Raw genomic sequence first — 19,784 nt, forward strand, 5'->3', positions numbered from 1 at the left:
AGAGATTGCTACCGCGATGCGCAGCCTGTCAATAGCAATTTGTAGAATCTTTCATCAGGAAATCGACTTGCTCTAATGTGGCGCCAACTACGGAATACTCGCTGGCGACGGCCTCAGCTTGCGCGCTCAAAGGTCAAGAAGAAGATGGCAAACTCCGAACGCCTACGGTGTCCTGCTCGATGAAGCCCTTTCGAAGACCTGCTCTCTGACATCCACCTTCATCTACAGCGGCAGCGAGCCCTGAGCCACGACAACGACACCATCCCGAAGCCAAGATCCGCCGCTTTGCGGGCGTCAGGCGGCCATCGGCCGCGCAAGCCGAGCGTTGTCGATTGATAAGTTGATCTGACCCCGTTACTCCGCAGCAGGCTGTACAAATTATGCCGATCTTAATTCTTTAGAAATATCGCACAACGGTTTACCTTAGCCTGGACGAAATGCATCGAAATCCTTAGAAACTCAAGTTACGGCTGAAGCGGCACAAGGACTCAAAAGACGATACAAGACCAAAGCCTTGCGCGCCGCAGAACGCGCGGATCATCAAACACTGCCACGGCACGCCTTGAATAGGCCACTTAATCAGCTCCGTCTTTTTATCCCCATAGCATCAACCAAACCCCGCCGACGTTGAAGATACTCAGGCCTTGGCGGGCACTGTATCGGAGGGCTCAACTTGCGCCCATCATATTGTGCAAGCTGAGCTCTTAGCACCAGATCTTCACCAACTTTAGCTGCATCAAAGCGAATTGTAAGATCATCCTCGATCCATATATACCCTTTCTCGAATGCGCGATCTACGAGAATAGAAAGACAGATACCATTTGATGGATCGAGCCGAATACTCTGATCTTCACTCCATGGTACGACATGCGACGCCACGAGAAAGTCTCTAGTTTTCACACCCGTGATGGCACATTTATATCCATAGTTAGCCTTAACAGCATCAGAGAATGCCTTTTGCGCACTACCCCTAGTCTTTAAGGTTGCGGTAGAGTCAGCAACGTGGAAACTTTTTGTTGAAATTTGAAAACGAAAAATTTCGACCTCACCAGGATCAACCTCCAGCATCTCAGCTGCCGCATCTCCCTGTGGGTCCACAGCGAGCCGAATTTCCAAGGCCGCTAGAATAGTTTCAACTGACGCCGCTAGCCGCTCAACAAGAGGCTCTGGCTGAGCCCAAGCATCATGATTTAAATCTGGATCAAAGAACAGACCATAGCCAGGCCGGCGAAGATAATTAGCCACCGCATGTCTAGTTTCTGCATCAAAGGCGTCAATCACTGACACCAGATCTTCAGATATCGACAATTGTGCGAGCGCCTGCTTTACCCTTGCATCAGCTACCGCCCCCCGCTCTCAAAAATCGACCACGCAAGTGCTGATCTTTGCGATGTCTTCGCAGCAAGATACTGGATTTTCTGGGGTGTTAACCTAATGTCAGCCCACTCAAAGTTGCTGCTTGGCTCCTTCAGATAAGCTCTCAAATGCAAAGTTCTCGGCTCATCTAGAAGCTTAATCGCCATTAGATATGGTTGGCCTGCACCGCGACTACTGATTAGTGCAAACTCGTTCTCAGCATCCACGAAATCTTGATAAGACGGATCTCCAGGAATTGTCTCCGGCGTAATATCACTCGGAGCGAGAGCCATCTTCCATACCCGTGGCGCACCAAGGTTCGTTTCCCACTTAAGATGTGGTCGATCTGCAGATCTAAATACAAACGAGCCTGGGGCAGTTCCTGTCGGCCACTGGTAGGTCAGTGGAATCGAGCCCTCCGCCCCCCTGCGACGGAAAATATAGCAGCCATCATTTCTAAGAAATCCGGCTTACGAGAAAGCTGAATATAGTCCTTGGTGTAACCCCCTTCCCGCACATGCCGGCCATACGTGGCTTGGTGTGCTGCGGGACCGTAATACACAACTAATACCCATTCGACGGGTTGCGCGGCCATTTAAAACTTCCCAATTATAATCGCTTCAGGTGACTGATGCGCTTCGACTTCCCTCCGACTCTGCGCAGCAAGCGACCGATGAGTCGTGAATCGTAAAATCTCGGCGTCTGGAAAGAGGTCACGAACGGACTCGGCATCACGATTAGACATGACCCATCTTACGCCGCGCCTTGAGAGGTCAGCACAGATCCCAGCCAAGTCGACGAGATCAGCCATTTCAAACGTCTTCGCCGTGTACTTGTTAAACTTAGCAGTCGGCTCTTTCTCCACGCCAGGACGCGTGTATATAGGAAGATACGGCGGATCTAGGTAGACAAAGTCTCCACGCTTTGCACCATCAAGCACCTCGCGAAAATCGGAGACGAAAATATCCGCTCCAGCCAGGACGTTCCCGATAGCTTTCATTGTGGCCTTATCGATATCCTTAAATCGCCGATCGCCCCAGGGGACGTTCATGGCGCCAGTACGAGAATTTTCTCTCCAAAGGTGATTCCATGACACCCCATTGAGATACAGAAAACGCGCTGCCCTCTCGACTAGACCAACCGGGATGGTTGAGCGGACCTCGTAGTAGAACTCCTTCGAGTCGTTTGCAAGGTACCAATCGAGCAATGGCCGAAGCTCCGACTGGTAGTCCCTCATGGCCAGCCATGCCGCGATGAGGTGTTCGTTAAGATCCGCCAAGCGTGATCGGCCGGACACTCGTGAAGCGCAGGCGAGAAAGACCGCGCCACCACCGAGGAACGGCTCATAGTAGTTCTCGATGTTGGTGGGCACACACGGAAGAATCCGCGGCAGCAGTCGCGACTTGCCTCCAGCCCACCTTATGAACGGCTTGATCGGCGCCGAATTGACCGTCGCATGCTGAGCGTCAGAAGGCATGTTCAGGGCAACCAATGTCATAATTTCCGTACTCTTCTACTTGTGTTCAATGTTGCATGATATGAGATCCGAAGCTCCTACACTCCCCCTTCCCCCCCGTCCTGATTAGCGCTGTGTCTCAGCTGGTGATGCTGCCTTGGTTTAGAAATGCAGGTTCTTCAGTGAGATACGGCGATGACGCTCAATCGGATCCAGTTCCAAAAGGGGCTTTCGATTCCGGCTTTTCTGAGCCGCTACGGCTCCGAGGCGCAATGTGTCGAGGCCTTGGTTCAGGCCAGGTGGCCCAATGGCTTCGTGTGTCCGCAGTGCGGACACACGCATGCCAGTGGCTTTGAGCGGGGACGCCAGCACCTGTGGCAGTGCGCGCGCTGCCGGGTACAGACCAGCTTGACCGCCGGCACGCCCATGGCAGACACCAAGCTTCCCTTGCGGGTGTGGTGGCTGGCCATCTATCTGGTGAGCCAAGCCAAGAACGGAATTGCTGCGCTGGAACTGGCTCGGCAACTGGGCGTGTGCTATCGCACTGCATGGCGGATCAAGCACAAAGTGATGTCGGCGATGGCCGATCGTGAGCAGTCACGCCGGCTCGACGGAGAGGTCCAGATCGATGATGCCTATCTGGGCGGCGAACGCGCCGGTGGTCCAGGCCAACCGCAGTGGCGCAATAAAGTGCCGTTTATTGCAGCGGTTTCCCTGCATCAAGGGCGCCCGCGCTATCTCCGCCTGGATGTGGTCTCCAGCTTCCGAAGAAGCGTCGTGCACACGTGGGCTCAGCAGGCACTGGCACCGGGCACCCATGTCGTCAGTGATGGGCTGACAGCGTTCACCGGTGTGGGCTGGGCAGGCCTGACCCACGATGCCATCGTGACCGGAAGCGGCCGCAAAGGCGTCCAGCAGCCTCGTCTGCGTTGGGTCAATACGATCCTGGGCAATCTCAAAACGGCGCTTAGCGGCACCCACCATGCGGTGGACTTCCCCAAATACGGCGCGCGCTACCTGCATGCGCATGCCTACCGCTTCAATCGCCGCTTCAACCTGGCCGCCATGGTGCCGCGCCTGGCCAGTGCCCTGGCCGGCGCGGGAAGGCTCACAGAGCAGCAACTGCGTACGACAGCTGAGACACAGCGCTAATCAGGCCCCCCCGTGAGGTTCATATGACTGACGTGCAACTCGTGTGGCCGAACAAGGAAGTCCCGCTTCATGCGTCGGGTGAGGCCGGCTACGAGTGGGTTCAGCTAGCTGACGCTGAACGACTCAAGCCAATCAGACTTGAGAAGTTGACTGCGCGTCCGCTGAACGCCCGTTCGAATGTGCTCGCTATAGGCGATGGACTGGACGTAATGGAAGCTCTGGCGACCCAGACGACGGTGCTGAAGGCCGGAATTCGACTCGTCTACATTGACCCACCGTTCAACACACAGGTGAATTTCCGTCAGTACAACGACACCATGCAGCGACCGATGTGGCTCAGCATGTTTAGGGACCGTCTCGCTGCACTACGCCCACTCCTTTCAGCGGATGCGAGCGTATGGGTACACCTTGACGATGCCGAAGTGCATCGGGCCAGAGCTGTCATGGATGAGGTCTTCGGTGAGTCTGCGTTCGTTGCTTCAGTCATCTGGCAAAAGAAAACTACCCGCGACTCGCGTGCGGCCTTTTCATCGAACCATGACACAATCTTGGTTTACGCACCGAGTGGCCCCAAGAAGTGGAAAGCCTCGCGTAATCTTCTAGTCAAAGAAGACGCGCATTTGCGGAATCGCGATGATGATCCACGAGGCCCCTGGGCCGACGCTCCGTTCACGGCGCCTGGCTATCGCAAAGCTCAGCAGTACGACATCGTCACACCAACTGGACAGGTGCTCCAGCCCCCGCGAGGTCGTTCCTGGTATGCAACCGAACAGACTTACCTTGACTTACTTGCTGATGATCGGATCTGGTTCCCCAAAGGTGGCGACGGCTCACCTAGGCTGAAACTTTTTGCGCATCAGCTTAGAGGGCTTGTGCCATTCACAGTATGGGGTGCGACAGACACAGGGACAAATGACGAGGCGAAGCGGCACCTCATGACGATGTTTCCGGAGAGTGAGGTGTTCGATACACCTAAACCCGAATCTCTTCTTGAACGAATCATCCATATTGCGACCAATCCAGGCGAACTTGTAGTCGACATTTTCGGAGGAAGTGGAACGACCGCGGCAGTAGCACACAAAATGCGTCGCCGCTGGATTATTGCCGAGCGCAATGCTCAGACAGCCCTTGAATTCATAGAGCCAAGAATGCAGCGAGTAGTTGACGGGACCGAGCTCGGGGGAGTCACGGAGGCCACGTCCTGGGTCGGCGGGGGCAGCTTTCAGATCGTACATGTTTCACCGCGACTCGGAACACTGACCGGAAACTACCGACCCGAGGCCGCAAAGCGGTACCTTGAAGCATCAGAGAAAAATCGCACCCTTTCGCCCACCCGAAAGGTGCGGCCTGCAGCCTGATGCAGAGGATAGGCGACCATGACAGAGCTGAAGGGAACCACACTCTGAAGGCCATAGATAGGTTAGACGATAAGCTTCGGTATCGCCGCAGAATTTTAGGACGGCGGATTCAACTCCGATTCGCAACGCTGTTGAGGACCTCCTCGGAGAAGACTTCGAGGGGCGTTTTGAATCCGAGTATCTTGCGCGGACGATTGTAGAGTCGCTGTTCGATCCATCGCAGGTGCGCATCGGTGATGGTGCTGAAATCGATGTGTCGTGGCAAGTACTGGCGCGTCAATCCGTTGGCATTTTCGTTGCTGCCTCGCTGCCATGCGCAGTACGGATCTGCAAAATAGAAGTCGCTCTGCAAGCAGGCGGCAATGAGCCGATGATCGGCGAATTCCTTGCCGTTGTCGGCGGTGAGGGTGTGCACCGTGTGGCCTAGGCCGCCCAGGCGCTGGACGATGGCGTTGCGCACGTTCTCGGCGGTGCCGTCAGGCGAGTAAGCCAGCAGATGCAGGCGACTGCGGCGTTCGGTCATGCTGACCACCACGGCCTTTCCGTGTGAGGCCCGGAGGGTATCCAGCTCCCAGTCGCCGATGCGGCTTCGCTGCTCCACCACGCTGGGGCGCTGTGTCCAGCTGCGCCGATGTGTCAGCTGTCCGCGGCCATCGCGCACGCCCCGCCGACGGCGCTTGCGGCGGCGCTTGCGTAGATGCGTGAACAACTGGCCACCGCGCTTGTGGTCAGCGTAGATGTGCCGATAGATCCATTCGTGACTGGCCAGGCCGGTGCGACCGGCAATCTGTTCCGGGCTGAAGTCCTCGCTCAGCAGGACCTCGATCTGTGCGATGCGCTCAGCGTCGATGCGTGGACGCCGGCTGGCCTGCGTGCGCCGATGCTCGCTGATGCGCTGTGCGTGATCTGGCAGATAGTGCCGAGCGTGCTGATTGCGGCGCAGTTCGCGGCTGATCGTGCTGGGCGCGCGCTCCAACGCATCGGCGATGGCCCGCATCGACATCCCGGTTTCATATAACGCATGCAAACGGTATCGTTCGGCCTGGTCCAGGCGGCTGGATGACATGGGCAACTCCACTTGGCGGTGAAGTCGCTCAAGTCAGGTCGCCGGGCCACTTCACAACCGTTGGTGTTGCGAATCGGAGTTGAAGCCGCCGGACCTATTCTTTTGCCCACACATTATGCAAGACGACTATTCACTTTTGCCACACTCTTCATTGCATCCAAACCCTCCAAAGTCCTGTCCCGTCGCAAACCACGGCCACGATCGACTTCAACGCGACCATCTGCCAGAACCCTGGCAGACCCTCCAACGAAATCTCCAATTGCCCCATAAGCGGTAGGCGTCCAATCAATGGATTGCCGGCGCGCATCCACCAGTAGCGCCATCGCATCCGCTACAGATTTTGGCCTCTCCACAGGGTCCTTGGATGTCATTAGTGCAATGGCATTACGCGTCTTCCGGGATACAAAGTAGGGAAGTCTCTCGAGCCTTATGAGTTTTCTGCCAGTAATGACCGCGCGCATCACTCCATCTTCGAAGGCACTCCGATCAAAGTCGGACTCCAGCTCCTGGTAAGCTCCAAGTTCCTTTTGGGACATCCATTCCACTGCATCTTTCGGAAGTTCTGCGCCAAATGCTTCGTATAGAGTAACTCCAAGTTGGTAGATGTCACCTCTGGGATCGAATCTACCGGTCAAGAATGATTCCGGAGGCCTATAGAGCACAGAGTGTCTTGACGAAGGAACATCTCCAGTCTCGTCCTGCAAAGTGGCCACTGAACCCAGATCCCCAATTGCAGCCACACCGTCCGCATTCAAAAAGATGTTGGCCGGCTTTACATCTCGATGAACAAGTGAGGAAGCGTGTAATCCGCCCAGCCCGGAAAGAACGTTGATCCCTACGTCTAGGGCAAAATGAGTTGAGATCCTCCCGCGAAGAATCATCCCTTCAAGATCTCCAGGGAATCGTGGACTGATGAAACAAGCCCAGCCCTCCCTGATGAGATCTGCAGAGAGGATAGGAACCACATAAGGAGAATTGAACTGCGCAAGCGACCTCGGCTCAGAATGAAGATCAGGCTCACTTCCCCAGTAGTAGAATTTTATAGCAACTTTTACGCCTGTCACTTTATTCGTAGCGTAAAAGAGCCATCCATTAGCCCGGCGGCTTCAACTCCGATTCGCAACACCAACGGTTGTGAAGTGGCCCGGCGACCTGACTTGAGCGACTTCACCGCCAAGTGGAGTTGCCCATGTCATCCAGCCGCCTGGACCAGGCCGAACGATACCGTTTGCATGCGTTATATGAAACCGGGATGTCGATGCGGGCCATCGCCGATGCGTTGGAGCGCGCGCCCAGCACGATCAGCCGCGAACTGCGCCGCAATCAGCACGCTCGGCACTATCTGCCAGATCACGCACAGCGCATCAGCGAGCATCGGCGCACGCAGGCCAGCCGGCGTCCACGCATCGACGCTGAGCGCATCGCACAGATCGAGGTCCTGCTGAGCGAGGACTTCAGCCCGGAACAGATTGCCGGTCGCACCGGCCTGGCCAGTCACGAATGGATCTATCGGCACATCTACGCTGACCACAAGCGCGGTGGCCAGTTGTTCACGCATCTACGCAAGCGCCGCCGCAAGCGCCGTCGGCGGGGCGTGCGCGATGGCCGCGGACAGCTGACACATCGGCGCAGCTGGACACAGCGCCCCAGCGTGGTGGAGCAGCGAAGCCGCATCGGCGACTGGGAGCTGGATACCCTCCGGGCCTCACACGGAAAGGCCGTGGTGGTCAGCATGACCGAACGCCGCAGTCGCCTGCATCTGCTGGCTTACTCGCCTGACGGCACCGCCGAGAACGTGCGCAACGCCATCGTCCAGCGCCTGGGCGGCCTAGGCCACACGGTGCACACCCTCACCGCCGACAACGGCAAGGAATTCGCCGATCATCGGCTCATTGCCGCCTGCTTGCAGAGCGACTTCTATTTTGCAGATCCGTACTGCGCATGGCAGCGAGGCAGCAACGAAAATGCCAACGGATTGACGCGCCAGTACTTGCCACGACACATCGATTTCAGCACCATCACCGATGCGCACCTGCGATGGATCGAACAGCGACTCTACAATCGTCCGCGCAAGATACTCGGATTCAAAACGCCCCTCGAAGTCTTCTCCGAGGAGGTCCTCAACAGCGTTGCGAATCGGAGTTGAATCCGCCCCCCTTTATCTTCCCTCCCGTCGATAACATAGGTGCCTGCTAGGTCCAGAAGCTTGTCTTGGACAGGCCGCGGGAGCACTACATAACTCCGGAGAGTGCCGTGAGATGTGCATCTCGTTGATACTTGTGCGGCACGGAGGACGAGTCAATCTTCACTTTTTTTGAGAAGGCAGAAACTGTCTGAGCTGATTTAAAAACTACTTCCCCCGGAGAAGCTAGAGCGATAATCGTCTCGAGCTTGAAGGCGGCAGGCGCAGCTGAGAAACGCCCTGAAGTTGAGGCCTTCTTGACGACAACGATCTCTGTTTGGCGATCAATTAGGTACTGACGAATTAGCTCCATGGTTCGCTGCGTGTCAGCCCGGCTGTAAGGATCGTTCAGCGATATCTTGACACCCGAGACAAAGACACCCGTGTTGGGATCGGCCCAAACAAAGGTTGCCTCATTAGAAGCGATAGTTACTCCGCAGATACTCATCTTAACCTCCCTGTGTACCCATGGATGCACGCATCCTTCCATTAGGCACATCGATCGACTGTAGCCTAAACTCCTTGGGCTCCAAAGAAAGGGGGCACCACGCCCCCTTTCTATACCAGATACTCAATGAAGCAAAACAGTTCCGCTGAACTTCAAACCCCAACCGGATTAGACTTCTCCGCATCAATCTTGTACTGCTTGATCGCCCGAGCCACATCCTTCCCAGTCATCTTCCCATCCTTCGCCAGCGCCGCAATCGCGGCATGCGCGATGTAGTACCGATCAACCTCGAAGAACCGCCGCAGGTTGGCGCGGGTATCACTCCGACCGAAGCCATCCGTACCCAGCACGGTGTAATGCGCCGGCACGAACGCACGGATCTGGTCGGCAAAGGCACGCACGTAGTCCGTAGCCGCAACCACCGGGCCCTGGCGCCCTTCCAGCAGCTGGGTCACGTACGGCTTGCGCTGCTCGCCTTCCGGATGCAGGCGGTTCCAGCGCTCGGCGTCGAAGCCGTCGCGGCGCAGTTCGTTGAAGCTGGGGCAGGACCAGATGTCGGCGGTGACGCCGAAGTCCTTGTCCAGCAGCTCCGCCGCGGCGATGGCTTCGCGCAGGATGGTGCCCGAGCCCAGCAGCTGCACGCGCAGTTCGCCCTTCTTGGGCTTGCCGGCGTCCTGCAGCAGGTACATGCCCTTGATGATGCCGTCTTCTGCACCGGCCGGCATTTCCGGGTGGGTGTAGTTTTCGTTCATCAGGGTGATGTAGTAGTACTCGTCCACCTGCTCTTGCATCATCCGCTTCATGCCGTACTGCATGACCACGGTGACTTCGAAGCCGAAGGTGGGGTCGTAGCTGCGCACGTTGGGGATGGAGCCGGCGATGACCTGGCTGAAGCCGTCTTCGTGCTGCAGGCCTTCGCCATTCAACGTGGTGCGGCCGGCGGTGCCGCCGAGCAGGAAGCCGCGGGTGCGCATGTCCGCCGCCTGCCAGGCGATGTCGCCCACGCGCTGGAAGCCGAACATGGAGTAGTAGATGTAGAACGGCAGCATCGGCACGTTGCTGACCGAGTAGCTGGTGCCGGCGGCCAGCCACGAGGAAATCGCGCCCGGTTCGCTGATGCCCTGCTGCAGCACCTGGCCGGACTGGTCCTCGCGGTAGAACATCAGCTGGTCGGCGTCCACCGGCTTGTACTTCTGGCCGAACGGGGCGTAGATGCCGATCTGGCGGAACATGCCTTCCATACCGAAGGTGCGCGCTTCGTCGGCCACGATGGGCACGATGCGCGGGCCCAGGTCCTTGTCGCGCAGGGCGATGTTGAGGCTCTGCACGAAGGCCATGGTGGTGGAGTAGCTGCGCTCGCCGCTGGACTTGAGCAGGCGGTCGTACTTGTCCAGGCCGGGCACGGTGAAGGACTGGTCGGCCTTGCGGCGGCGCTGCGGCAGGTAGCCGCCGAGCGCGGCGCGGCGCTCCTGCAGGTACTGCACTTCCGGCGAGTCCGGGCCGGGGTGGTAGAACGGCACCTGCTCGGCGTCGGCCAGCTGCTTGTCGCTGAGCGGGATGTTGAAGCGGTCGCGGAACGCGCGCACGGCGTCGTCGTCCAGCTTCTTGGTCTGGTGGGTGGGGTTGAGCGATTCGCCCGAGGAGCCCATGCCGTAGCCCTTGACGGTCTTGGCCAGGATCACGGTGGGCATGCCCTTGGTGTTCACCGCCTGGTGGTAGGCGGCGTAGACCTTGTGCGGGTCGTGGCCGCCGCGGTTCAGGCGCCAGATGTCGTCGTCGGACAGGCCGGCGACCATGGCCGCGGTCTCCGGGTATTTGCCGAAGAAGTTGGCGCGGGTGTAGGCGCCACCGAAGGCCTTGCAGTTCTGGTATTCGCCGTCGACGGTTTCCATCATCAGCTTGCGCAGCACGCCGTCGGTGTCGCGCGCCAGCAGCGCGTCCCAGTAGCCGCCCCACAGCAGCTTGATGACGTTCCAGCCGCCGCCGCGGAACACGCCTTCCAGTTCCTGGATGATCTTGCCGTTGCCGCGCACCGGGCCGTCCAGGCGCTGCAGGTTGCAGTTCACCACGAAGATCAGGTTATCCAGGCCTTCGCGGCCGGCCAGGGCGATGGCGCCCAGGGTTTCCGGCTCGTCGCTCTCGCCGTCGCCGATGAAGCACCACACCTTGCGGTCGGACTTCTCGATGAGGCCGCGGTGCTCCAGGTACTTCATGAACTGCGCCTGGTAGATGGCGCTGAGCGGGCCCAGGCCCATCGACACGGTGGGGGTCTGCCAGAAGTCCGGCATCAGCCACGGGTGCGGGTAGGAGGAGATGCCCTGGCCGTCCACTTCCATGCGGAAATGGTCGAGTTGGGTCTCGTTGATGCGGCCTTCGAGGAAGGCGCGGGCGTAGATGCCCGGGGCGCTGTGGCCCTGGATGTAGAGCAGGTCGCCGGGGTGCTTGTCGGACGGGGCGCGCCAGAAGTGGTTGAAGCCCACGTCGTACAGGGTGGCGGCCGAGGCGAAGGAGGCGATGTGGCCGCCCAGGTCGCCGGGCTTGCGGTTGGCGCGGACCACGGTGGCCATGGCGTTCCAGCGGATGATCGAGCGGATCTTCCACTCGATGGCCGCATCGCCCGGGCTCTTGGCCTCGTTGGCGGGCGCGATGGTGTTGACGTACTCGGTGGTCGGCGAGAACGGCAGGTAGGCGCCGGAGCGGCGGGTCAGTTCGACCATGTCCTCCAGCAGCTGATGCGCGCGCTCGGGGCCTGCGACATCGATGACGGCCTTGAGCGATTCGATCCACTCCTGGGTCTCAGTGGGGTTCGGATCGTTCTGCAGCACCTCGTTCAACCAGTTCATAGCGCTCCCGTAGGTCGCACGCACGCGCGCGATTGCTTGTGTTTTTTGTAGCCCCCAAGTGTAGCGCAACCGCCCCCGCCGGACCTCGTACGCCAGCGTATGGAGCGGACTGTCATATGGCCCGGGACCGCGCGCCCCGGATGCGCGGCGGGGCGCGGCTGCGCTTATGATCGGGGCCGACTCCCGCGGAGCGCCGCCATCGCCGCCCTATCTTCAGTGCAGGACGCTTCCGCGGTGGCCTGGCGGCACAGCCTGCGCACGCGGCTGGTGCTGTGGGGCAGCTTGATCCAGGTGGCGCTGGTGGCGGGCCTGGCGCTGCTGTTCTACCTGGGCGCGCGCCAGGTGGTGCTGCGCAACGCGCGCGACGAGGTGGCCGGGCTGGCCCTGCAGACCGCGCGCAGCCTGGATGCGACGCTGGGCTCGGTGCAGGTGAGCGGGCGCACGCTGGTTGCCGGCGCGTCCGCGGTCGGGCGCCAGCCGTTCAACCTGCGCAGCCTGCTGCACGCCACCCTGGAGGGCGATCCGGACATCGCCGGGGCGCTGCTGGTGATCGAGCCGGGCACGCTGAAGGGCGACGACCGCGGCTTCGCCTGGCATCTGCGCCGCGCCAACGGCCGCGTGACCGAGCAGCCGGCCGATGCGCTGGGCTACGACTACCGGACCATGCCCTGGTACCAGCGCACGCTGGCGGCGTCGGCGCCTTGGTGGTCCGAGCCGTATAGCGACGCCTCCACCGGTGGCGACTACCTCACCACCTACAACCTGCCGCTGCGCCTGCCCGGCGACGGCGCGCAGGCGCGCGCGATCGGCATGGTCAGCGTGGACGTGCCGGTGAAGCGGCTGCAGGCGATCGTCGCCGAGCTGCCGGCCAACGCCGGGCTGCAGCCGATGCTGCTGTCGCCGGACGGGCTGTTCGTGCTGCACCCGGATCCGGCACTGCGCTTCCGCCGCACCCTGGAAGCGCACGTGGCGCGCGCGCGGCCGGACCTGTCGCCGCTGGCCGCGGCGGTGGCCACGCACGTGCCGGTGCGCTTCGCCCATACCGCGCCCAACGGCGAGCGCTACCTGACCCAGAGCGCGGCGGTCGGCGACACCGGCTGGACCTTCGCGCTGAGCGTGTCCGAACGCTACATCGTGGCCGGGCTCAACCGCATCGCGCTGTGGGTGGGGCTGGGCGGCGGCACTGCGCTGCTGCTGTGGCTGTGGCTGCTGCACCGCTACACCGCGCGGCTGGCGCGGCCGATCGAGGACCTGACCAACTCGGCCGGGCATTTCAGCCAGGGCGAGTTCGACTACCCGCTGCGGCATGTGGAGCGGCAGGACGAGGTGGGGGTGATGGCGCGCGCTTTCGACCGCGCGCGCGGCTCGATCAAGCTGCAGCTGGAGGAGATCGCCGCGCTGGCGCAGGCGCGGCAGCGGATGCAGAGCGAGCTGTCGATCGCGCGCGACATCCAGCAGGCGATGCTGCCCGGCGGGCGCACCTTCGACAGCGCGCACAAGCACCTGGAAACCTACGCGCTGCTGGAACCGGCGACGATGGTCGGCGGCGATTTCTACCAGTTCTTCGAGACCGAGCCGGGGCTGCTGTGGTTCGTGGTGGGCGACGTATCCGACAAGGGCGTGCCGGCGGCGCTGTTCATGGCGCGGGCGATGACCGTGCTGGAAGTGGCCGCGCGCCGCCACACCCAGCCGGACGCGATCCTGATCGCGGCCTCGCAGCGCATGGTCGAGGGCAACGACACCTGCATGTTCGCCACCGTGCTGTGCGGCCTGATCGACGTGCACAGCGGCGACTACTGGCTGTCCAGCGCCGGCCACGAACCGCCGGTGCTGCTCGGCGCCGACGGCCACGCGCAGTTGCTGGCGGTGGAATCGGGGCCGCCGCTGGGGATCGAGCCGCAGACGCGCTACCCCGTGGTGCGCGGGCGCCTGGCCGCCGGCGCCACGCTGCTGAGTTATACCGACGGCATCACCGAGGCGATGGACGCGCATGAGCAGGCCTACGGCCCCGAGCGGCTGCTGTCCGCGCTGGAAGCCGGCATCGATGCCCAGGCGCAGTGCGCGCGGGTGCTGGCCGAGGTCCATGCGTTCACCGCCGCCGCACCGCAGTCCGACGACATTACCTTGCTGGCGATCCGGTTGCGCCAGGATCCGACGCGGGAGGGAAACACATGAAGCTGCGGTTGCAGATGGTGCCGGCACTGGACACGCTGGCGCAGCTGAGCGACACGCTGGAGGCCGCGCTGCTACGCCACGGCGTGGTCCTGGATCACGTGAACCGGGCGCGGCTGATCTTGGAGGAACTGGCCTGCAACACGCTCGAGCACGGCCACCTGCGCAGCGAACAGCCGCCGGTGGAAGTGCTGTTGCAGGTGGACAGCGGCGCGCTGGTGCTGGAATTCCACGACAGCGGCCCGGCCTTCGACCTGCGCGCGGCGCCGCCTCCGGACCTGGACGCGGACATCGCGCAGCGCCCGATCGGCGGCCTCGGCCTGCACCTGGTGCGGCAGCTCGCCGACCACATCGATTACCGGCACGATGCCGGCCGCAACATCGTGCGCATCACCCTGCTGCAGCCCTTCGACCCCATCCCCCAGGAGTTCCCCGCATGACCACGTTGAGCCTGCAGATCGACCCCACGCAGGACCGGCGCCAGCGCATCACCCTCAGCGGGCGCCTGGACACGCATACCTACCAGGCCCTGGACGAGGCGCTGGCGCCGCTGCTGGCCACCCAGATCACCACCCTGGTGCTGGACCTGTCGAACCTGGACTACATCAGCAGCGCCGGCATCCGCTCGATCTTCAAGGCGCGCAAGGTGCTGGCCACGCGCGACGGCCGGGTGCTGGTGGTCAACCCGCAGCCGCAGATCCGCAAGGTGTTCGACGTGGTCAAGGCGGTACCGTTGAACGAGATCTTCACCTCGGTGCAGGAACTGGACGACTACCTGGACGAGATGCAGCGGCGGGTGCTGGAGGACGGCGACGGCGGCTGACAGCTGCTGGAAGACGCGCTGCGCGATTTCCAAGCGCCGGACGGCAACGCGTTTACTGAGATCGCCTGCGAATCGGCGCGCGCGGATAATGCGCAAGTTCGACGAAAGCCGGCATGGGGCCAAGGGGCCAAGTGCCATCCCAACTCCCTACCGGCGCACAGATGCGGGCCGTAGACACGCCGCATATTTGTGATTTTTATCACAAAAAAACACGATTTGTATTTTACAAATCTGAACACCCATCGACGGATCTCGACAGGCTGCTTGCACATGGATAAGGCATTTCACCAGATCGATCCCCGCGGCATCACCCTGAACCCGGACGGATCGCTCAACTTCGCCAACCATCGATTGCGCGCTGCGGCGATCGCTTCAGCGACAGCCGGGGCCATCCGCCCCATGAGCGAAAATGCCGGAACGTGCGCCAACTCCGGCACCTGCTCTTCCACGAATTACACCTGCAACAACACCGGCGACTGCTCCAAGGCGTCCAATGTCGGCGCTTGTAGAACCGGCGGCCAGCCTTCGCCGAACGGTTGAGACAGCACGATGCTGAGCGAATCCACCATCGCCGAAGCGCTTTCTCCGCGCATCCTGTCCCTCATCCTGCTGCCGACCGAAAAATGCAATTTCCGCTGTACCTATTGCTATGAAGACTTTGCAATAGGACGTATGCAACCGAGCGTGGTCCGCGGCATCAAGGCGTTGATCACGAATCGCGTCCCTCACCTGGATCGGCTCAACATCTCCTGGTTCGGGGGGGGAACCACTCCTGGCGCGTGATGTTGTCCTGGATATCGGCCAACACGCAAACGCAGTGTGCGCACGACACGGCGTCGCGTTCAGCGCCGGCTTTACCACCAATGGCTACCTGCTCGAGCCGGCTCTGCTGCAGAGGTTTACTGAACTCCAGCACCGCGAGTTCCAGATCACGCTGGACGGTGACGCGGAATGGCACGACAAGACACGGATCACCGCCAACAAAGGCGCCACGTTCGAGAAACTATGGTCGAACCTCATCGCCTACCGGTCGCTATCGGCAAATTTCGCTATCTCGCTGCGCCTGCACCTGCATCAGGACAACATCGAATCGGTACGGCGCCTGTAGTATTCCAGCCTGCATCGCGAGCTATTGAGCGACCCACGGTTTTCTGTTTACTTCCACAAGGTTTCCAATCTGAGCGCGGGCGGCACGATCGGGGAAAAGATCTTGCCGCGCGACCGCTACCTTGAAGCGATCGCCTACATTACTTCCTGCGTCGATTGCTGCAAAAACGACGAACGCCCAATGTCGGAAGAGCATCTGGATGGATATATCTGCTATGCGGCAAAACCGAACTCGCTGATGATCCGTGCCAATGGCAAGATCGGCAAGTGCACGGTTGCACTGAACGATGATCGCAACGACCTCGGACAACTCCACGCCGACGGCACCATCGACATCGAAAACGACAAGCTGCGTCGCTGGATGAGCGGATTTTCCGACCTATCCGAACGCACGCTCGGCTGTCCGCTTTCCACCTTGGCCAGCACGTGAGATACGTCCCATGCCATTCCGCATAGATCCGGACAAGATCTCAATCGGCAAGCATGGAGACGTGCTGTTCGATGGATCAAACCCATCCAGCGCTGCCGCCGTCGAAGCACTGGCCGCACGGCGCTTCGGCACGCTCGCCACCAATGAGGTCTGCAACGGTACACATCCCGCATGCACCAATACGAAAGACTGCGCATTGGGCAGCAACACCAACTGCAATAACAAAGGCTCCTGCTTCACTCCCAACCCCGGCCCTGGCCAGGGCTGACGCGCAAACTCCAGGTGGATCGCGATGACAACCCAGACGAACGACAGCCGCCGCAACTTCCTGCTCGGCACCGCTGCCACCGCAATCGCGGCGATTGTCCCTGCCGCGGCTGCGGCGACCGCGGCCACCGATGCCAGAGCGACACAGGCGGCGGCGCCTCTCGGCCGCGCCCTCCCCGAAACGCAGACCTTCGCCGTGCAGGTGCTCGGCGACCTACGGCAGCTGTCGACCGACCTGCAGCTGATTCCCGGGCAGCTCTCCGAGCCGCTCGCGCTCAAGGGCAACGGCACCTACCGGGTGAAGATCAGCCCCACCGACATCACCACGCGCTTCGGGCCGATCTACCGGCTGACCCTCGCCGACGCGCAGGGCATGCCGCTGGAGGAGATGAACATCGGCAGCGACACCACCGCCACCTTTACCCGCTACGGCGTGCAGGTCTACGCACTGTCGATCGAACAGGCGATGTAAGCGGCCGCCGTCGCAGCGCAAGACAACCGGCCCGAAACGCGAACGCCCGCCGGATGGCGGGCGTTCGGTATTCAATGCGGCGGACGGCGACGCATCAGGCGCCGCCATCGCCGCGACCGCCGTCAGGCTTACTTCGCCTCCTGCAGCGCCTCGGTGGTGATGCGGATCCTGACCTCGTCGCTGACGTTCGGCACGTATGCGCCCAGGCCGAAGTCGCTGCGCTTGATCGTGGTGGTGGCATCGAAGCCCAGTGCCGGCACCTTCTTCATCGGGTGCGGACCGGCGCCGTTGAGGGTCACCGCCAGCACCACCGGCTTGGTCGTGCCCTTGATGGTCAGGTCGCCGGCCACGCTCAGCTTGTTGGCGCCGGCGGCGGTCACCTTGGTGCTCTTGAAGGTGGCGGTCGGGAACTTGGCGGCATCGAAGAAGTCTGCGCTCTTCAGGTGCTCGTCGAACTTGGCGGTGAAGCTGTTGAGGCCCGACAGCGGCAGGGTCACCTCGACGCTGGACTTGGCCACGTTCTCGGCGTTGTAGACCAGGGTGCCGTCGACGTCACCGAAATGCGCGCTGGGGTTGGAGAAGCCTAAGTGGCTCCACTGCACCAGCACGTCGGTATGCGCCGGGTCCAGCTTGTAGGTGCCGGTGGTGCCTTTGACCGCGGCGGCAGCGGCAACCGGCGCGGCGAAGGCGCTGGTGGCGGGCTGGGCGACGACGACGGCCAGGGCCAGGGCGAGCGGGAGCAGCAGTTTGCGGGTCTTGGTCATGAGCAGGAACTCCGGGGTGATGGGGCGGTTGGACACGCCAGCGGCAGGCGCCGGCATGCGGGGGGACACGGGCGGACCAGACGCGGCGAGACTCACTCGATGCGCGCGGCCTCGTCGAAACTCAGCCGCGGCAGGCGCGGGAACAGGCCGGCGGGATCGCCGTAGCCCAGGTTGACCAGGAAGTTGGACTTGACCGCGGTGCCGGCGAAGAAGGCCGCATCGACCTTGGCGTTGTCGAAGCCGGACATCGGGCCGGCATCCAGGCCCAGCGCACGCGCGGCCAGGATCAGGTAGGCGCCCTGCAAGCTGCCGCTGCGGAATGCCGATTCGCTGCGGCCTTCGCGCGGGCCGTCGAACCAGCTCTTGGCATCGGCATGCGGGAACAGGTACGGCAGCTTCTCGTGGAAGTCCTCGTCGTGGGCGACGATGACCGTCACCGGCGCGGCCAGGGTCTTGGCCAGGTTGCCTTCGGACAGCGCCGGCTTGAGCTTCTCCTTGCCCGCGGCCGAGGTCACGAACACGAAGCGCGCCGGGCTGCCGTTGGCCGCGGTCGGACCCCACTTCAGCAATTCGTACAGGGCGCGCACGGTGTCTTCGCCGACAGGGGTGTCGCGGAAGGCGTTCTGGCTGCGGGCGGTACGGAACAGTTGATCCAGGGCGGCATCGTGCAGAACGTCGGACATGCGGAAGTACCTTTTGTCGTCGGGGGAAGGCCGATGCCAGCCCATGGTGGGCGGTTTCGGTGCAAGACGGCCAGTGTAGAGTGGCACGATAGCCGCAACACCCAGCCGCAATGCAACGGATTACTACCAAACGTGAAACGATCGGGCGCGCCCTGGGCGATTAGCGACGGCCGCGCCGGCAACGCGCGCCAGGCGGAGGCGCTCGCCGCGGCGCTGTCCGCACCTGCAGTGTCGCCCGCCCCGGCACTGGTGCTGCAACCGCACATGCCCTGGCGCTGGCTGGCACCGCGGCGGTTGCCCGGCGCGGCGCAGGCCTATGGCGCCGGCTTCGCCGAACTGCTGCGTCGCCCACCGGCGCTGGCGATCGGCTGCGGCCGCCAGGCGGCGCTGGCGACGCGGCTGCTGCGCGCACGTGGCAGCACGGTGGTGCAAGTGCTGGATCCACGCCTGTCGCCGCGGCACTGGGACCTGGTCGTGGTGCCCGAACACGATCGGCTGCGGGGCGACAACGTGCTCACCCTGCTCGGCAGCCTGCATCCGATCGACGATGCCTGGCTGGGCGCTGCGCGCGCGGCGTTCCCGCGGTTCGGCGCATTGCCGTCGCCGCGTACCGCGCTGCTGGTCGGCGGCCCCGCCGCGCTGGCGCCGTGGACGGCCGAGGCGGCGGCGGCGGTGTTCAGACAATTGGCGACACAGCTGCGCGACACCGGCGGCAGCGTGCTCGCCAGCACGTCGCGACGGACGCCGCCAGCGGTGGCCGCCGCGCTGCGTGACGCCTTTGCCGGTGTGCCAGGCGTGGTCTGGTGCGGCGAAGGCGACGGCGCGAACCCCTACGCCGGCCTGCTCGGCTGGGCCGAGCGCATCGTGTGCACGCCCGATTCGGTGAACCTGCTCTCGGAAGCCTGTGCCACGCGGGTGCCGGTGACGGTGGCGATGCCGCTGACGGCGCATGGCCGCGCACGCGACTTCCATGCGGCGCTGCACGCGCGTGGCCGCCTCGCCGATGCAACGGACGTGCATGGCGCCGTTGCTGGCACGATCGAACCGCTGCGCGAAACCGCACGCATCGCCATGCGCATCCGAGAGCGCCTGCAGCTGGACGCCAGTGACTGAAGCAAGGCCGCCTGCGCTGCGGGCGGCGGCGGCGCAAATGCAGCGGGGCGGTATGCGTGCCGGCGTTGGCACGCATACCGCCCCGTGCTTGC

21 protein-coding genes are annotated in these 19,784 nt (G+C 62.2%); 13 read left to right on the plus strand and 8 right to left on the minus strand.

The window, feature by feature from the left end:
* Window positions 1-579 precede the first annotated feature (579 nt).
* On the minus strand, window positions 580-1,287 hold the full coding sequence (locus KHF85_RS18045; protein ID WP_284567724.1) for an HNH endonuclease: 708 nt from the start codon (window positions 1,285-1,287) through the stop codon (window positions 580-582).
* 664 nt (window positions 1,288-1,951) lie between these two features.
* The gene (locus KHF85_RS18050; protein ID WP_345782168.1) at window positions 1,952-2,854 is read right to left on the minus strand and encodes a DNA adenine methylase; all 903 of its coding nucleotides are present in this window, start codon (window positions 2,852-2,854) and stop codon (window positions 1,952-1,954) included.
* 153 nt (window positions 2,855-3,007) lie between these two features.
* On the opposite strand from KHF85_RS18050, the gene KHF85_RS18055 reads away from it, so the two are divergent.
* Entirely contained in the window at window positions 3,008-3,964 is a 957-nt protein-coding gene (locus KHF85_RS18055; protein WP_284566649.1) for an IS1595 family transposase, read from the plus strand.
* 23 nt (window positions 3,965-3,987) lie between these two features.
* Window positions 3,988-5,322 carry a site-specific DNA-methyltransferase gene (locus tag KHF85_RS18060; RefSeq protein ID WP_284567725.1) on the plus strand — a complete coding sequence of 445 codons (1,335 nt, stop codon included), beginning with the start codon at window positions 3,988-3,990 and terminating at the stop codon, window positions 5,320-5,322.
* Between the two features lie 109 nt (window positions 5,323-5,431).
* On the opposite strand, the gene KHF85_RS18065 is transcribed toward KHF85_RS18060, so the two are convergent.
* A complete protein-coding gene (locus KHF85_RS18065) occupies window positions 5,432-6,388 on the minus strand; it encodes an IS30 family transposase (RefSeq protein WP_009597007.1) in 957 nt (318 codons plus the stop codon).
* Window positions 6,389-6,501: 113 nt separating this feature from the next.
* Window positions 6,502-7,452, minus strand: a complete 951-nt coding sequence (locus tag KHF85_RS18070; RefSeq protein ID WP_284567726.1) for a protein kinase domain-containing protein — start codon at window positions 7,450-7,452, stop codon at window positions 6,502-6,504.
* 125 nt (window positions 7,453-7,577) lie between these two features.
* Between KHF85_RS18070 and KHF85_RS18075 the strand changes: the two genes are divergently transcribed.
* Window positions 7,578-8,534 carry an IS30 family transposase gene (locus KHF85_RS18075; RefSeq protein ID WP_009597007.1) on the plus strand — a complete coding sequence of 319 codons (957 nt, stop codon included), beginning with the start codon at window positions 7,578-7,580 and terminating at the stop codon, window positions 8,532-8,534.
* Window positions 8,535-8,619: 85 nt separating this feature from the next.
* Here the strand turns inward: KHF85_RS18075 and KHF85_RS18080 are convergent, their stop codons facing one another.
* Window positions 8,620-9,018, minus strand: coding sequence for a DUF3010 family protein (locus KHF85_RS18080; protein ID WP_284567727.1), 399 nt, complete (start codon window positions 9,016-9,018; stop codon window positions 8,620-8,622).
* Window positions 9,019-9,170: 152 nt separating this feature from the next.
* On the minus strand, window positions 9,171-11,861 hold the full coding sequence (aceE, locus tag KHF85_RS18085; protein ID WP_284567728.1) for a pyruvate dehydrogenase (acetyl-transferring), homodimeric type: 2,691 nt from the start codon (window positions 11,859-11,861) through the stop codon (window positions 9,171-9,173).
* A gap of 234 nt (window positions 11,862-12,095) precedes the next feature.
* Here aceE and KHF85_RS18090 point away from each other — a divergent pair, with 234 nt between their 5' ends.
* The 9 genes from KHF85_RS18090 (at window position 12,096) to KHF85_RS18130 (ending at window position 17,132) form a co-directional block, all read left to right on the plus strand.
* Window positions 12,096-14,036, plus strand: a complete 1,941-nt coding sequence (locus tag KHF85_RS18090; RefSeq protein ID WP_284569595.1) for a SpoIIE family protein phosphatase — start codon at window positions 12,096-12,098, stop codon at window positions 14,034-14,036.
* Entirely contained in the window at window positions 14,033-14,473 is a 441-nt protein-coding gene (locus tag KHF85_RS18095; RefSeq protein ID WP_284567729.1) for an ATP-binding protein, read from the plus strand. The genes KHF85_RS18090 and KHF85_RS18095 overlap by 4 nt, the downstream gene beginning before the upstream one ends.
* Window positions 14,470-14,856 (plus strand): STAS domain-containing protein, encoded by a 387-nt coding sequence (locus KHF85_RS18100; RefSeq protein WP_284567730.1) that lies wholly within the window; start codon window positions 14,470-14,472, stop codon window positions 14,854-14,856. The genes KHF85_RS18095 and KHF85_RS18100 overlap by 4 nt, the downstream gene beginning before the upstream one ends.
* Before the next feature lie 270 nt (window positions 14,857-15,126).
* Window positions 15,127-15,396 (plus strand): hypothetical protein, encoded by a 270-nt coding sequence (locus tag KHF85_RS18105; protein ID WP_284567731.1) that lies wholly within the window; start codon window positions 15,127-15,129, stop codon window positions 15,394-15,396.
* Window positions 15,397-15,405: 9 nt separating this feature from the next.
* Entirely contained in the window at window positions 15,406-15,639 is a 234-nt protein-coding gene (locus tag KHF85_RS18110; protein WP_284567732.1) for a hypothetical protein, read from the plus strand.
* Between the two features lie 34 nt (window positions 15,640-15,673).
* The gene (locus KHF85_RS18115) at window positions 15,674-15,964 is read left to right on the plus strand and encodes a hypothetical protein (RefSeq protein WP_284567733.1); all 291 of its coding nucleotides are present in this window, start codon (window positions 15,674-15,676) and stop codon (window positions 15,962-15,964) included.
* A 24-nt stretch (window positions 15,965-15,988) separates the two neighbouring features.
* Window positions 15,989-16,393, plus strand: a complete 405-nt coding sequence (locus KHF85_RS18120) for a hypothetical protein (protein WP_284567734.1) — start codon at window positions 15,989-15,991, stop codon at window positions 16,391-16,393.
* Window positions 16,394-16,403: 10 nt separating this feature from the next.
* Window positions 16,404-16,661, plus strand: coding sequence for a hypothetical protein (locus KHF85_RS18125; protein ID WP_284567735.1), 258 nt, complete (start codon window positions 16,404-16,406; stop codon window positions 16,659-16,661).
* A 24-nt stretch (window positions 16,662-16,685) separates the two neighbouring features.
* On the plus strand, window positions 16,686-17,132 hold the full coding sequence (locus tag KHF85_RS18130) for a hypothetical protein (protein ID WP_284567736.1): 447 nt from the start codon (window positions 16,686-16,688) through the stop codon (window positions 17,130-17,132).
* 128 nt (window positions 17,133-17,260) lie between these two features.
* Here KHF85_RS18130 and KHF85_RS18135 read toward each other — a convergent pair whose 3' ends face one another.
* Both KHF85_RS18135 and KHF85_RS18140 read right to left on the minus strand, forming a co-directional pair.
* Complete coding sequence (locus KHF85_RS18135) at window positions 17,261-17,896, minus strand: YceI family protein (protein ID WP_284569596.1); 636 nt, start codon at window positions 17,894-17,896, stop codon at window positions 17,261-17,263.
* 92 nt (window positions 17,897-17,988) lie between these two features.
* Window positions 17,989-18,579: a malonic semialdehyde reductase gene (locus KHF85_RS18140; RefSeq protein ID WP_284567737.1), complete on the minus strand. Its 591-nt coding sequence runs from the start codon at window positions 18,577-18,579 to the stop codon at window positions 17,989-17,991.
* Between the two features lie 132 nt (window positions 18,580-18,711).
* On the opposite strand from KHF85_RS18140, the gene KHF85_RS18145 reads away from it, so the two are divergent.
* Window positions 18,712-19,692 carry a mitochondrial fission ELM1 family protein gene (locus tag KHF85_RS18145; protein WP_284567738.1) on the plus strand — a complete coding sequence of 327 codons (981 nt, stop codon included), beginning with the start codon at window positions 18,712-18,714 and terminating at the stop codon, window positions 19,690-19,692.
* The last annotated feature ends 92 nt before the right edge of the window (window positions 19,693-19,784 follow it).

Origin of the sequence: Xanthomonas graminis pv. graminis (assembly GCF_030168915.1) — a bacterium.
Taxonomy (GTDB): domain Bacteria; phylum Pseudomonadota; class Gammaproteobacteria; order Xanthomonadales; family Xanthomonadaceae; genus Xanthomonas_A; species Xanthomonas_A translucens.

Excerpts from the sequence above, each read along its gene's own strand:
- KHF85_RS18065 (WP_009597007.1), bottom strand. The coding sequence starts at position 6,388 with ATGTCATCCAGCCGCCTGGACCAGGCCGAACGATACCGTTTGCATGCG.
- KHF85_RS18140 (WP_284567737.1), bottom strand. The coding sequence starts at position 18,579 with ATGTCCGACGTTCTGCACGATGCCGCCCTGGATCAACTGTTCCGTACC.
- KHF85_RS18080 (WP_284567727.1), bottom strand. The coding sequence starts at position 9,018 with ATGAGTATCTGCGGAGTAACTATCGCTTCTAATGAGGCAACCTTTGTT.
- KHF85_RS18095 (WP_284567729.1), top strand. The coding sequence starts at position 14,033 with ATGAAGCTGCGGTTGCAGATGGTGCCGGCACTGGACACGCTGGCGCAG.
- KHF85_RS18060 (WP_284567725.1), top strand. The coding sequence starts at position 3,988 with ATGACTGACGTGCAACTCGTGTGGCCGAACAAGGAAGTCCCGCTTCAT.
- KHF85_RS18050 (WP_345782168.1), bottom strand. The coding sequence starts at position 2,854 with ATGACATTGGTTGCCCTGAACATGCCTTCTGACGCTCAGCATGCGACG.
- KHF85_RS18135 (WP_284569596.1), bottom strand. The coding sequence starts at position 17,896 with ATGACCAAGACCCGCAAACTGCTGCTCCCGCTCGCCCTGGCCCTGGCC.
- KHF85_RS18110 (WP_284567732.1), top strand. The coding sequence starts at position 15,406 with ATGCTGAGCGAATCCACCATCGCCGAAGCGCTTTCTCCGCGCATCCTG.
- KHF85_RS18100 (WP_284567730.1), top strand. The coding sequence starts at position 14,470 with ATGACCACGTTGAGCCTGCAGATCGACCCCACGCAGGACCGGCGCCAG.
- aceE (WP_284567728.1), bottom strand. The coding sequence starts at position 11,861 with ATGAACTGGTTGAACGAGGTGCTGCAGAACGATCCGAACCCCACTGAG.
- KHF85_RS18105 (WP_284567731.1), top strand. The coding sequence starts at position 15,127 with ATGGATAAGGCATTTCACCAGATCGATCCCCGCGGCATCACCCTGAAC.
- KHF85_RS18125 (WP_284567735.1), top strand. The coding sequence starts at position 16,404 with ATGCCATTCCGCATAGATCCGGACAAGATCTCAATCGGCAAGCATGGA.
- KHF85_RS18075 (WP_009597007.1), top strand. The coding sequence starts at position 7,578 with ATGTCATCCAGCCGCCTGGACCAGGCCGAACGATACCGTTTGCATGCG.
- KHF85_RS18055 (WP_284566649.1), top strand. The coding sequence starts at position 3,008 with ATGACGCTCAATCGGATCCAGTTCCAAAAGGGGCTTTCGATTCCGGCT.
- KHF85_RS18130 (WP_284567736.1), top strand. The coding sequence starts at position 16,686 with ATGACAACCCAGACGAACGACAGCCGCCGCAACTTCCTGCTCGGCACC.